The organism is Cellvibrio sp., assembly GCF_053579595.1.
Map to the genome: position 1 here is coordinate 1 of NZ_JBRFPI010000108.1, position 11,987 is coordinate 11,987.

13 protein-coding genes and 2 pseudogenes are annotated in these 11,987 nt (G+C 47.3%); all 15 read left to right on the forward strand.

The window, feature by feature from the left end:
- A pseudogene (gene fliI / locus ACWA6V_RS08785) lies at positions 1-445 on the forward strand (flagellum-specific ATP synthase FliI); the annotation flags it as partial.
- Positions 446-510: 65 nt separating this feature from the next.
- A complete protein-coding gene (gene fliJ, locus ACWA6V_RS08790) occupies positions 511-966 on the forward strand; it encodes a flagellar export protein FliJ (RefSeq protein ID WP_449522132.1) in 456 nt (151 codons plus the stop codon).
- Between the two features lie 191 nt (positions 967-1,157).
- On the forward strand, positions 1,158-1,463 hold the full coding sequence (locus ACWA6V_RS08795) for an STAS domain-containing protein (protein ID WP_449522133.1): 306 nt from the start codon (positions 1,158-1,160) through the stop codon (positions 1,461-1,463).
- Between the two features lie 51 nt (positions 1,464-1,514).
- On the forward strand, positions 1,515-3,224 hold the full coding sequence (locus ACWA6V_RS08800; protein WP_449522134.1) for an ATP-binding SpoIIE family protein phosphatase: 1,710 nt from the start codon (positions 1,515-1,517) through the stop codon (positions 3,222-3,224).
- A 55-nt stretch (positions 3,225-3,279) separates the two neighbouring features.
- The gene (locus ACWA6V_RS08805) at positions 3,280-3,612 is read left to right on the forward strand and encodes an Hpt domain-containing protein (RefSeq protein WP_449522135.1); all 333 of its coding nucleotides are present in this window, start codon (positions 3,280-3,282) and stop codon (positions 3,610-3,612) included.
- A 181-nt stretch (positions 3,613-3,793) separates the two neighbouring features.
- A complete protein-coding gene (locus ACWA6V_RS08810; protein ID WP_449522136.1) occupies positions 3,794-5,359 on the forward strand; it encodes a flagellar hook-length control protein FliK in 1,566 nt (521 codons plus the stop codon).
- 227 nt (positions 5,360-5,586) lie between these two features.
- Positions 5,587-6,156: a flagellar basal body-associated FliL family protein gene (locus tag ACWA6V_RS08815; protein WP_449522137.1), complete on the forward strand. Its 570-nt coding sequence runs from the start codon at positions 5,587-5,589 to the stop codon at positions 6,154-6,156.
- A gap of 10 nt (positions 6,157-6,166) precedes the next feature.
- Entirely contained in the window at positions 6,167-7,237 is a 1,071-nt protein-coding gene (fliM, locus tag ACWA6V_RS08820) for a flagellar motor switch protein FliM (protein WP_449522138.1), read from the forward strand.
- The gene (gene fliN, locus ACWA6V_RS08825; RefSeq protein ID WP_449522139.1) at positions 7,227-7,631 is read left to right on the forward strand and encodes a flagellar motor switch protein FliN; all 405 of its coding nucleotides are present in this window, start codon (positions 7,227-7,229) and stop codon (positions 7,629-7,631) included. Before fliM ends, fliN begins: the two co-directional genes overlap by 11 nt.
- Before the next feature lie 10 nt (positions 7,632-7,641).
- Positions 7,642-8,157: a flagellar biosynthetic protein FliO gene (gene fliO, locus ACWA6V_RS08830; protein WP_449522140.1), complete on the forward strand. Its 516-nt coding sequence runs from the start codon at positions 7,642-7,644 to the stop codon at positions 8,155-8,157.
- A gap of 8 nt (positions 8,158-8,165) precedes the next feature.
- On the forward strand, positions 8,166-9,026 hold the full coding sequence (gene fliP, locus ACWA6V_RS08835; RefSeq protein WP_449522141.1) for a flagellar type III secretion system pore protein FliP: 861 nt from the start codon (positions 8,166-8,168) through the stop codon (positions 9,024-9,026).
- Between the two features lie 16 nt (positions 9,027-9,042).
- Positions 9,043-9,312, forward strand: a complete 270-nt coding sequence (gene fliQ / locus ACWA6V_RS08840) for a flagellar biosynthesis protein FliQ (RefSeq protein ID WP_133684121.1) — start codon at positions 9,043-9,045, stop codon at positions 9,310-9,312.
- A 29-nt stretch (positions 9,313-9,341) separates the two neighbouring features.
- A complete protein-coding gene (fliR, locus tag ACWA6V_RS08845) occupies positions 9,342-10,127 on the forward strand; it encodes a flagellar biosynthetic protein FliR (RefSeq protein ID WP_449522142.1) in 786 nt (261 codons plus the stop codon).
- A 9-nt stretch (positions 10,128-10,136) separates the two neighbouring features.
- Positions 10,137-11,291 carry a flagellar biosynthesis protein FlhB gene (gene flhB, locus ACWA6V_RS08850; RefSeq protein WP_449522143.1) on the forward strand — a complete coding sequence of 385 codons (1,155 nt, stop codon included), beginning with the start codon at positions 10,137-10,139 and terminating at the stop codon, positions 11,289-11,291.
- A gap of 87 nt (positions 11,292-11,378) precedes the next feature.
- Positions 11,379-11,987, forward strand: a pseudogene (locus tag ACWA6V_RS08855) (FHIPEP family type III secretion protein); the annotation flags it as partial.

Genomic DNA, 11,987 nt, shown 5'->3' on the forward strand with positions numbered 1-11,987 from the left:
CTACACAGTGCTAAGGGAAGGCGATGATTTGCAAGACCCGATTGCTGACTCGGCGCGCGCAATTCTTGAGGGCCATGTGGTGCTATCCAGGCGCTTGGCGGAGGAGGGGGTTTATCCCGCAATTGATGTCGAGGCATCAATCAGCCGTGCTATGCAAAATATTGTGGATGATGACCATCTGAAAATGATGCAACGGTTCAAACAACTATTGGCCCGCTACCAGCAAAACCGCGATTTAATTGCTATTGGTGCTTACACGCCGGGAGCTGATCCGGAAACTGACGCGGCTATCGAACGCTTCCCGCACTTGCGCGCGTTTATCCAACAGGGTATCAAACAAGGTGTGCGTCTGCCGGAGTCTATCGCCAATCTCAAAGTGCTACTCAAACCACCCGCCAACAGCAAGGCTAACAGCCCGCTGGCGCAGCAACATCGTCAACGATAAAAAATCAATCGGTAATAAAAACAAAAGGTAAATCAACGTGGGTGATCTAGCAGCGAGCCCCTGTAATGGCTGAGTCCCGCGCTAAACGTATGCAGGTGGTGCTGACATTGGCTGTGCGTCAAGAGGATGAAGCAGCAAAAAAGCTCAGCCAGTTTCGTGAGCAGCTTGCACAAGAAGAGCTGCAACTGGCGGATTTACGTGAGTATGCCGCGCAGTATCTACATGCCCAGGGGGAGTTGCGCAAGGGTGTTCTTGCTCACGAGTTGATCAACTACAGTACATTCATTAATCGTCTTAATGAAGCTTGCCGCGAACAAGATGCAAAAGTGCAGCGTTACAAAGCGATATTTGAATCCTTGCAGCAGCAATGGCGCGTTAAACATCAAAAACGAAAATCCATTGAAGATTTAATTTCCCGTTTACAGCAGGAAGATAATCTTCTGCTCGATAAACGCTTGCAGAAAGAATTGGATGAATTAAGCTCGCAGCAGTTACAGCGGCAGTCCGACAATGGCCAGTAACCCGGGCCCGCAATGCAATAGTTATTGTAAATTGGCCATTTAGAGCGGTTTTGTCGCTTACTTGTTATGTTGTATAAGTCCCCAGCAACTATGGTTTTATAGGCTATCCTTAGGTTGTGCTGGTGCAGGGTAGTGGGTCACTTCCTGCCGACTGTATCAGGAATGTTCAGAGTTTTTTGATGAGGTAAGACATGGCGATCACGTCAACAGTTTCCCCTGATGGCAATCAAGTCACTATTTATATCCAGGGCCGCTTCGATTTTAGTTCCCATCAGGAGTTTCGCGGTGCTTATGAAAAGCTCGCCCAGGCTCCCATTTATTATCGTGTTGATTTGCAGGGTACTTCTTATCTGGATAGTTCGGCCTTGGGCATGTTGTTGCTGTTGCGTGATTATGCGGGCGGCGAACAATCCAATATCCAGATTGTGAATTGTGCACCTGATGTGAAAAAGATTTTATTAATCTCCAACTTTGAGCAATTATTTGATATCCAATAGGTGGCCATGCATGTCCAAATTGCGTGTTGAGTGATGTATGGAAGCGATTTTATGAATGATCTCCGGCGTTTAAAAATTCTGGTTGCCGATGATACAGACACTGACAGGCTCATCCTTGAAAGTATTGTTCGCAAAGAAGGCCATCACGTTGTTTCCGCTTGTAACGGGCTTGAAGCGATTCAAGTCTACTCCGCTGAAAAACCCGATATTGTATTGCTTGATGCGCTAATGCCAGAACTGGATGGATTTGGTGCGGCACGCAAGATCAAAGAGCTTGCAGGCGATGAATTAGTCCCTATTATTTTTCTCACATCTCTCTCCGATACGGAATCTCTTGTGCAGTGCCTGGATGCTGGCGGAGATGATTTTCTCTCCAAGCCCTACAACCGCATTATCCTGCAAGCGAAAATAAAATCTTTCAACCGCATGCGTGAAATGCACAGCACTATGCTGACGCAGCGCAACCAAATCGTGCAGTACAACAATCGTTTACTGCAGGAACAAACGGTTGCCAAACACGTGTTTGATAATGTCGCACATAGCGGTTGCTTGAACGCCAGTAATGTCCGTTATTTTTTATCGTCGCTCGCGGTATTTAACGGCGATGTACTGGTCGCAGCTATGCGCCCTAATGGCAGCATGATGGTGTTGCTCGGCGATTTTACGGGCCATGGTTTGCCCGCTGCAATTGGCGCTATGCCTCTGGCGTCAACTTTTTACGGTATGGTGCCGAAAGGCTTTTCCATGACCGATATCTTGCGTGAAATAAATGGCAAGTTAAAAAACATTTTGCCCGTCGGGATTTTTTGTTGCGCCACCATGATGGATATCAATTTTCGCAAAAAGCGTTTGAAAATCTGGAATGGTGGTTTGCCTGATTGTTTTGTGTATCACCATCAAGAGGGCAATATTACCCCGGTTAAATCAACCCATTTGCCGCTCGGTGTGTTATCCAATCGCGCTTTCAAAGATAACTGTGAATATTTTGAGTTGCAGAAGGAGGACCGGATTTTTGTCTGGTCAGACGGTATTCATGAGGCGCGCAATGCAGATGGCGATATGTTTGGTGAAGGTCGATTGAAAGAGGTGTTTAGCCGCAACAGCAAGCCTGAACTTTTATTCAATGACATCATTGAAAGCGTGCAGCAATTTGTTGGTAGTGGTGAAAAAGATGACGATTTATCCTTGCTTGAAATTCGCATGGATGAACCTGCGCGGGTAAACAGTTTCGCTAAAGAAGCCAGCGACAAGTTTGGCAACTCGGAAATTGAATGGACTATGGGGTTTGAAGTAAAACCCACCAGCTTCAAAGTGTTTGATCCATTGCCTATGCTGCTAAATGTTCTGATGGAGGTGCCCAGCTTACGCGCGTTTAGCAGCACGCTCTATACCATTCTCGCCGAGCTATACACCAACGCCCTTGAGCATGGCGTACTAAAGCTGGATTCTGAACTTAAAAAAACACCGGATGGTTTTTCCGATTATTATGAGTTGCGCGAGCAGCGAATTAATCAGGTCACTGAAGGGTTTGTACGCATTAATATCTCCCACAAGACCAATGAAAATGGCGGCCTATTAAAGGTGCGCATTGAAGACAGTGGTGATGGTTTCGATCATCAGCAGCGTTCTACCGACAATCTATCGTCATTTGGTTATAGCGGGCGTGGTATTGCGCTGGTAGAGAAACTTTGTGGTACCGTTACCTATCTGGGATGCGGTAATATCGTTGAAGTCGCTTTTTCATGGATGAGCGATGATTGATTCATGTTGATGAATTAACCCTGACCATTCCCCCATACGAATGAGATGCCGGCCAATGGAACATCTGGACTACGACACCTTAAATACGCTCAAGCAAGTCATGGAGGATGATTTTGCGTTGCTGATAGATACCTTTGTGCAAGATTCTACTGACCGTATCAGCACCTTACGTGCGGTTATTCAGGGTAGCGATGCCGATTTGATCCGCCGTGCAGCCCACAGTTTTAAAGGGAGCAGCAGTAATATTGGCGCTCCGCACTTGTCTTCATTGTGCGCCGCACTGGAAAAAAAGGCGTTGGAAAAGCGACTTGAAGCCTTGGATGTTGACCTGGATTCCATCGAAAGAGAGTTTGCCCAAGTTATGATTCTGTTGCGTTCTCTGCCCTGATTAGCGATTTATTTTTACCCATTTCACTTTCCCTCATTCTGCCTTATTGATCGACAACTATCCCGACCCGGGGTGGGGCTGTCATCGCGAATTGGCACCCGCCTTGCAAAGACTCTCCTGAACCGAATTGTTGGCTGATCAAGCGGCAAACCCTTGCCGTGATCAAGAGCAGGAGCAACAGATGAACAATGGCAATCTTTTGAATAGTCTATTAGGCATAACCAACGCAAACCCAGCGGTGAGTAAAGCCGCTGCTGCTAAAGCGCGTGCCGAATCGACTGAAAAATTCCAGCAGGCACTTGAGCAAGTGCGGCCAGAGGTTGCCGCCCGCAAACCGGTTGCGCGCAAAGAAAATCCGCCTGCCGAACCCGTGGCTGCCCGCCCAGCGCCAAAACCTGCAGCCCAACACAATTCACCGCAAGAAACGCACAAGGCGGATGCACCGCCTAAAGCGCGCAATGATACCCAGGATTCAGCGAGTAAAGCGGTAGAAAAGTCAGAGGCAGCGGTACCGGATAGGGGAGTAGATGAGCCGGTGATGGACGAACTAAACAAAGAACAATCAGCTGATTCCCAACAGCAAACACTGGCGGGCGAAACTCAAAAAGGTGAGGTGGAGAGTCAATCTGCCGATGACATAACCATTGCGCTGGACAGCCTCTTATTGGTGGCTCCCGTGGTTTCTAATGAAGGAAAAGTTGAGGAAGTGGTGGCTTCACCTGAAAGTTTGCTCAATACCGCGACCCCCCGGCCGTTGGTTTCAGGTGAGTCTGTAAATGAGGGTGATATTGGTTTGCCATTGGATAACTCTGTGCTTGATCCAGACGTGTTGGCAATACAACAGCCATCTCTTGTGCCTGTTGCACCTGTAGCGTCGGAGGTTTCCATAATGCCAGAGCTAGCGGCAGGTGCATTATTCGACAGTCAGTCACCCTTGGTGCTGACTACCCAGATAGCACCGGGTCACTTGGCTTCACTCACCATCACCGATGCCCCATCGGCGCAGCCAGCCGCTCTGCAAACGGTGGGCGGAGCCTTGCCTGGAAACTTGTCAGGTGAGCTGGCTCTGGATGACGCGGAGACTGAAACCGATGTATTGGCCGGCGATGGCACTGTTACAGATTCTGGGGAAAACCCTGATTTCCTGCTGCTTAACTCCAAAGCTGCGCTGAATAAATTGGCCGAAACCTCCATGACTGCTGCGACACTGGATAAGACAGCTCCCGCCGCTGATTTGGCAAAACCCGCACCGGTTAGCGCAGCAATTGAAACATTGACACGATTAGCCGAGACGCAATCACCTGCTACACGGGCATTTGTTGTTCAAACGGGAGTGCCAGTAGCAGTCGGTACACCCCAGTGGAGCCAGGCAGTGGGAGATAAAGTCCTCTGGCTTGCAGCACAAAATGTGAGTTCTGCTGAAATACGCCTCGATCCGCCCGAGCTAGGCCCTATGCAAGTCAAGGTGAGCGTCAATCAGGATCAGGCCACAGTGACTTTCACCAGTCCGCACCCAGCAGTGCGCGAAGCCCTGGATCAACAATTGAACCGTCTACGCGAAATGTTCTCCGAGCAGGGACTGAATTTGGTGAATGTGGATGTATCCGACAAATCCTTTGCCCAACAGAAGCGCGAACAGGAGGAGTCTGCTAAAAATTCAGGTAGTCATGGGTTGGATGAAGATGAATTGGCACCGCTGGCCATCACCCAGGCTATTTCCATGCGTCTGGTTGATCATTACGCATAGTTTTAATCCGTTCCTCATCAGTTAAGCCTCTTTTTTTTGCCGGGAACCTGATCAGATTGCTCAGGTTCTCTACATCTTTGTTTTGCATCAGATTTTTTTACTCATTCTAACCACCTTTCTCACGCTCACCCTCGCAAACCCTCTATCCGCTGCTAAGCTTTCAAAGGCGATACTGGCATAGGTATTGCTCAAACCCTTTTAGCCTTTGAAAGTGACGGAGTTTTGACATGGCGGCAGCCCCCAAAGCAAAAACTGATGCAGGCAACGCTGATGCGGCTGCAGATGGAAAAAAGAAAAAAAAGAAATTGTTGTTAATCATTGGTCTGGCGGTAGCACTGATCGCAATCTCCATCGGCGGTACTATTGTGGCATTAAAATTTTTGGCACCAGCGCCACCGGCGGGTGAGGCTGCAGAAGAAGAGCAGGCAGAATCGACTTTGGCGCCTGCGCTTTATTATGAAATGACTCCTAACTTTACGATTAATTTTAATGTAAATGGTCGCCAGCGTTATTTGCAGGCGGCAATCACCTTGTTGTATCGCGATCCCTTGCTGGAAGAGTTATTAAAGTTACATATGCCGGCAATTCGCAATGGTTTGGTCATGCTGTTAAGTGCCAAAAATTTTGAAGAGTTACAGACAAACGAAGGGAAAGAAACTTTACGGGAAGAAGCGCTGGAAATTATTCGCAGCCAATTGCAGAAAGAGCAAGAAGCCCTGGTTACCAGTGGCAAAAGCGAAGAGGTTTCCCCCTCGAATGTCGAACAAGTGTTGTTTACCAACTTTGTAATGCAATAAGGAAACCGCTGTGCAAGATTTACTCTCGCAAGACGAAATTGACGCGCTCCTCCACGGCGTTGATGACGGTGACATAGATACCGAGGGCGATGCTGAACCCGGTACGGTAAGAAACTACGACCTCACCAGCCAGGATCGTATTGTGCGTGGGCGCATGCCCACGCTCGAAATGATCAATGAACGTTTTGCCCGCTACACCCGCATCAGTATGTTTAACTTATTGCGTAGAACTGCCGATGTTTCAGTTGGTGGTGTGCAAATCCAAAAATTTGGCGAGTATGTCCATACGCTTTACGTGCCTACCAGTTTGAATATGGTGAAGTTTCGACCTTTGCGTGGTACGGCATTAATTATTCTCGATGCGCGCTTGGTTTTTAAATTAGTGGATAACTTTTTTGGGGGCGATGGCCGCCACGCAAAAATTGAAGGCCGCGAATTTACCCCGACTGAATTGCGCGTAGTGCAGATGGTATTAAATCAAGCATTTATCGATTTAACCGAGGCCTGGAAAGCGGTTTTCCCTATCAATTTTGAATATGTCCATTCAGAAGTTAACCCCTCGCTTGCCAACATTGTCAGCCCCAGTGAAGTCGTGGTGGTGAGTACGTTCCATATTGAATTGGATGGTGGCGGCGGTGAAATGCATATTACTGTTCCTTATTCAATGATCGAACCGATTCGCGAAGTGCTCGATGCCGGTTTGCAAAGTGACAGCGATGAGCATGACGAACGTTGGGAAAAAGCCTTGCGCGAGGATGTGCTTTCGGCAAGTGTGGATTTGGAATGCGACATCGTGCGGCGCGACATTACCCTGCGCGATATTGTTGATTTAAAAGCGGGAGATATTATTCCAATTGAATTCCCTGATTATCATGTATTGACCGCCAATGGTGTTCCTATGTTCAGGACCCAGCTAGGTCAAACCAATGGTTTTCTCAGTTTGAAAATTCGCGAATTTATTGACCGTCGCAGTGCTTACAATATAACCGGCACTAAAGGTGATAGCACAAAAACCGATGAAACAACTAATACTAAAGAAGAGCGTGTGACTGCAACTAAAGGTGGAAAAAATGGCAAATGATGATGTTGATCAAGACTCAATGGCCGATGATTGGGCTGCCGCTATGGCAGAGCAGGCTGATGTTGATGAAGCCATGGCCAGCGCAGTGTCGTTTGATGAATTAAAAAGTGAAGTGCTTAAACAACCGCCGGGCAGTCCGGATCTGGATGTGATTCTGGATATTCCAGTGTCTATCTCGATGGAAGTAGGGCGCACTTCAATTACGATTCGCAATTTATTGCAGCTCAACCAAGGTTCGGTAATTGAATTGGATCGTCTTGCCGGCGAACCGCTGGATGTATTGGTCAACGGTACATTGATCGCGCATGGCGAAGTAGTGGTGGTCAATGAAAAATTTGGTATTCGTATGACTGATGTTATCAGCCCTGCGGAACGCATTAAAAAACTGCGTTAGGAATAAAAGAATGCCCCTCGTCTTGTTAACAAAAATCCTTTCGTCATTGAGGTGCAAGCTCTTCGCTAAAGGACGAGGAACATTATTGTTGGCGATAGTGTTTTTCACTCAACTCAGCTATGCGCAAGGCGCTGCGACCACAGCGCAGATTGGCAGTGGCCGTCACCTGGTCAATGTAACTCTGGCATTGATGGGTATTATCGGTTTAATTTTTGCTATCTCCTGGTTTGTTAAGCGTTTTAGCCAAGGTGCTTTTTCAGCGAATGCCCACATTAAAGTTTTATCGGCTATGCGTTTGGGTACACGTGAGCGCATAGTGCTGATTGAGGCGGGTGGGCAGCAATTATTATTGGGGATTACATCAACCAATATTAATACCCTGCATGTATTTGAAACGCCGATTGTGGTGGATGGCAAAACCGAAAACCCATCTGACTTTAGCCGTAAGTTAATGGCGATCCTGCAGCAAAAGTCGTCGCTAACCCCTATGCAAGACTCCAACAATAAAAACGATTCTGCACCCTAGGAAATGCCATGCTGAATAATGCAGTTCGTAATAGAGTGGTATTCATGCAGACCTTGTTTGCGCTGCTATTGATGATGTGTGCAGGTATTGCATCTGCGCAAACGAATACCCCCAATGTAGTGAATACCGCAGCGAATAATTTGCCGCTTACTCAAACAGCGCCTTCAAATTTGGGCAGCTTGCCGGCTATTCCCGGGTTGCCCGCATTGACGGTAAAAACTAATCCTGACGGTACGCAGGAGTATACGGTAACCCTGCAAATCCTCGCGATTATGACGGCGCTGACGTTTTTGCCGGCACTATTGATGATGATGACATCCTTCACCCGCATCATTATTGTATTTTCTATTTTGCGTCAGGCGCTCGGCCTGCAGCAGTCGCCATCAAACCAGATTTTGATCGGTCTCGCGTTATTTTTAACCCTGTTTATTATGCAGCCGGTATTGAATAAGGTGAATGAAGATGCGCTGCAGCCCTACATTAACCAGCAGATTGGTGCGCAGGAAGCGTTGGCAAAAACCGCTGCCCCTTTTCATGCGTTTATGATTGCCCAGACACGCGAATCCGATATCGCTTTGTTTGTAGGCATCGCCAAGCATCCGCCGATAGCCACCCCGGAGGAAACACCATTCAGTATTCTGGTGCCCGCATTCATTATCAGTGAATTAAAAACGGCGTTCCAAATTGGTTTTATTATTTTCATTCCGTTTTTGGTGATCGATATAGTCGTGTCCAGTGTGCTTATGGCTATGGGGATGATGATGCTATCACCACTGATTATTTCCCTGCCGTTTAAAATTATGTTGTTTGTCCTGGTCGATGGATGGGCGATGATTGTAGGCACGCTCGCCGCTAGCTATGGCATATGATGGAGGCTTGATTATGATGACTCCCGAAGTGGTAATGGATTTATTTGCAGAAGCATTTTTTCTGGTGATATTAATGTTGCTGGTTATTATTGGCCCTGGTTTGATTGTGGGTTTAATTGTGAGTATGTTTCAAGCCGCGACCCAGATTAACGAACAAACCCTCAGTTTTTTACCGCGTCTTATTGTTACCTTAATTACCTTGATGATGGCAGGCCCCTGGTTGTTGACCAAGTTTATGGATTTGTTTAATCGATTATTTTCGAGCGTGCCTTCTCTTATTGGGTAAAACGGGGCCTCATCGGGTAGGTCAAAGCAATGCAAGAATTAATCATCAGTGAAGAGCAACTATCGCAATTTATCGGCCAGTATCTCTGGCCGCTACTGCGTATCAGCGCTTTTTATTTTGCCGTACCGGTCATTGGTGCGCGTACGGTACCGGCTCGTGTGCGTATCATCCTCACCCTGTTTACTTCCATCATGATTGCTCCGGTATTGCCGCCTGCGCCAGTGGTTTCTTTTTTGTCGGCGCAAGGTTTTATGATGATCATTCAGGAGGTATTGATTGGCCTTGCCCTGGGCTTTGCCATGCAAGTGGTCCTGCATGTATTTGTGTTGGCGGGGCAATTTATCGCAATGAAAATGGGTTTGGGTTTTGCTGCGATGAATGATCCATCCAGTGGTGTGAGTGTGACGATTTTATCGCAATTTTATTTATTAGTGTCCACCTTATTATTTTTAGCCAGCAATGGACACTTGGTAGTGCTGCAATTGATGATCGACAGTTTTACCACCTTTCCGATTGGTGGGGCAGGAATGAATAGCGCGCATTTTATGACGATTGTGGATTTGGGCTCCTGGTTGTTTAGTGCAGCTTTATTGATTACCTTGCCGCTGTTTACCTCATTAATGATTGTGAATATGTCGTTTGGGGTGATGAGCCGTTCAGCACCACAAATGAATGTGTTTACGGTCGGTTTTCCCATCACTCTGATTTTTGGTTTTATCCTCATGTGGTTCACGCTTGCCAACTTCCTACCGGTGTATTTTGAGATTATGGAAGAGGGAATAGGTGTGCTGCGTACTTTGGCACTGACCCCATAAGGTGTAGTCATGGCTGAAGAAGACGACAGCAGTCAGGAAAAAACGGAAGAGGCCAGTTCGCGCAAAATTGAAAAAGCGCGCGAAGAAGGCCAAATCCCACGATCCAGAGATCTCACGACAACAGCGGTTTTAATGCTGGCAGCGCTGGGTATTTATTTCTTTGCTGAATTTATGGGGGCTAAACTGGTCGGCCTTACGCGCGACAATTTTGTCCTCAACCGCGCAACGATTTATGACCCCAATGCAATGATCGCCCATTTGGTCAGCGCCATTTATGATGGGCTTTTTAGTATTGCGCCGCTGATGGCAATTTTATTAATCGCCTCGATTGTCGGACCAATTGCATTAGGTGGCTGGAATTTCAGCGGTAAAGCCATGGAGCCAAAACTTAGCCGTATGGATCCGTTGGCAGGGATTAAACGCATGTTTTCGGTTAAATCCTTGATTGAATTATTAAAAGCATTGGGCAAGGTGCTGATTATTTTAGGCGCGACTATTTGGCTGTTAAAATTTTATGCGCAGGATATGTTTCGCTTGGTTGATGAAAGTATCGGCAATGCGATTATTCATTCCTTGGAAATCTCTATTTTTGCCACTATCGCACTTTCTGCCACTACTATTTTAATTGCGGCGATTGACGTTCCGCTGCAAATTTACGAATACAATAAAAAGTTAAAAATGTCGCGGCAGGATCAAAAAGACGAATCCAAAGATACGGATGGTAAACCGGAAGTAAAAGGCCGAATTCGCCAGTTGCAACGGGAAATGGCGCAGCGCCGCATGATGTCCAACGTTCCTCAGGCAGATGTCGTCATAACCAACCCGGAACATTTTTCGGTTGCATTGAAATACGATCCGGAAAATATGGACACGCCGATTATGATCGCCAAAGGAGGCGATCACACCGCATTAAAAATCCGTGAAATTGCCAACGCCCATAAAATCGAAATAATCCAATCACCAGTGCTGGCGCGCGCGATTTTTTACACCACGGAAGTAGATCAGGAAATTCCATCGTGTTTGTACTTGGCGGTCGCACAAATACTTGCCTATGTGTTCCAATTGCGCAATTTCCGCAAAGGCAAGGGCGAAAAACCGACCTATCCACGCAATATCAATGTACCGCGTGACTTGCGTTACGATGCTTCAGGTAACCTGGACTGATTGCTACAAAAGTCTACTGAAATACTAAATCGGTACGCTTCTTGCGATATCACGGAAAAATGACCTAACTGTCAAGAATCCGTGCTTATGGCCTTACCAACGTTCAATCAATTAAATGGCTTCAACGGCAAAGCGGCGCTGGGTTCCCTGAGGGGAATGGGGCGCGGCAATTTAGGCATACCAGTTTTGCTGATGATGCTTCTGGCAATGATCATCTTGCCAATTCCACCCTTGCTACTTGACGCCTTCTTTACGTTCAACATCGCGCTCTCATTGGTGGTGTTGCTCGTCTCTGTCTATGCAATGCGTCCACTGGATTTCGCCGCTTTTCCCACTATTTTGCTGATCGCCACTTTGTTGCGCTTAGGTTTGAATGTGGCGTCTACCCGCGTGGTTTTGCTTGAGGGCCATCAAGGTGGGGATGCGGCAGGTAAAGTAATCGAAGCCTTTGGACACGTGGTTATCGGCGGGAATCTCGCTGTGGGTATTGTGGTCTTTATCATCTTGATGATTATCAACTTCGTGGTAATTACTAAGGGGGCAGGCCGTATATCCGAGGTGAGCGCGCGGTTTACCCTGGATGCAATGCCCGGTAAGCAAATGGCGATTGATGCTGACTTAATGCGGGTTTGATTGATCAGGACCAACCCCGCCCCCGCCCGCAGGAAGAGTCTGCCGAAGCTGGCCTTTATTCGC

Excerpts from the sequence above, each read along its gene's own strand:
- fliR (WP_449522142.1), top strand. The coding sequence starts at position 9,342 with ATGCAAGAATTAATCATCAGTGAAGAGCAACTATCGCAATTTATCGGC.
- ACWA6V_RS08805 (WP_449522135.1), top strand. The coding sequence starts at position 3,280 with ATGGAACATCTGGACTACGACACCTTAAATACGCTCAAGCAAGTCATG.
- ACWA6V_RS08795 (WP_449522133.1), top strand. The coding sequence starts at position 1,158 with ATGGCGATCACGTCAACAGTTTCCCCTGATGGCAATCAAGTCACTATT.
- fliQ (WP_133684121.1), top strand. The coding sequence starts at position 9,043 with ATGACTCCCGAAGTGGTAATGGATTTATTTGCAGAAGCATTTTTTCTG.
- ACWA6V_RS08810 (WP_449522136.1), top strand. The coding sequence starts at position 3,794 with ATGAACAATGGCAATCTTTTGAATAGTCTATTAGGCATAACCAACGCA.
- fliP (WP_449522141.1), top strand. The coding sequence starts at position 8,166 with ATGCTGAATAATGCAGTTCGTAATAGAGTGGTATTCATGCAGACCTTG.
- ACWA6V_RS08800 (WP_449522134.1), top strand. The coding sequence starts at position 1,515 with ATGAATGATCTCCGGCGTTTAAAAATTCTGGTTGCCGATGATACAGAC.
- fliO (WP_449522140.1), top strand. The coding sequence starts at position 7,642 with ATGCCCCTCGTCTTGTTAACAAAAATCCTTTCGTCATTGAGGTGCAAG.
- ACWA6V_RS08815 (WP_449522137.1), top strand. The coding sequence starts at position 5,587 with ATGGCGGCAGCCCCCAAAGCAAAAACTGATGCAGGCAACGCTGATGCG.
- flhB (WP_449522143.1), top strand. The coding sequence starts at position 10,137 with ATGGCTGAAGAAGACGACAGCAGTCAGGAAAAAACGGAAGAGGCCAGT.
- fliN (WP_449522139.1), top strand. The coding sequence starts at position 7,227 with ATGGCAAATGATGATGTTGATCAAGACTCAATGGCCGATGATTGGGCT.
- fliJ (WP_449522132.1), top strand. The coding sequence starts at position 511 with ATGGCTGAGTCCCGCGCTAAACGTATGCAGGTGGTGCTGACATTGGCT.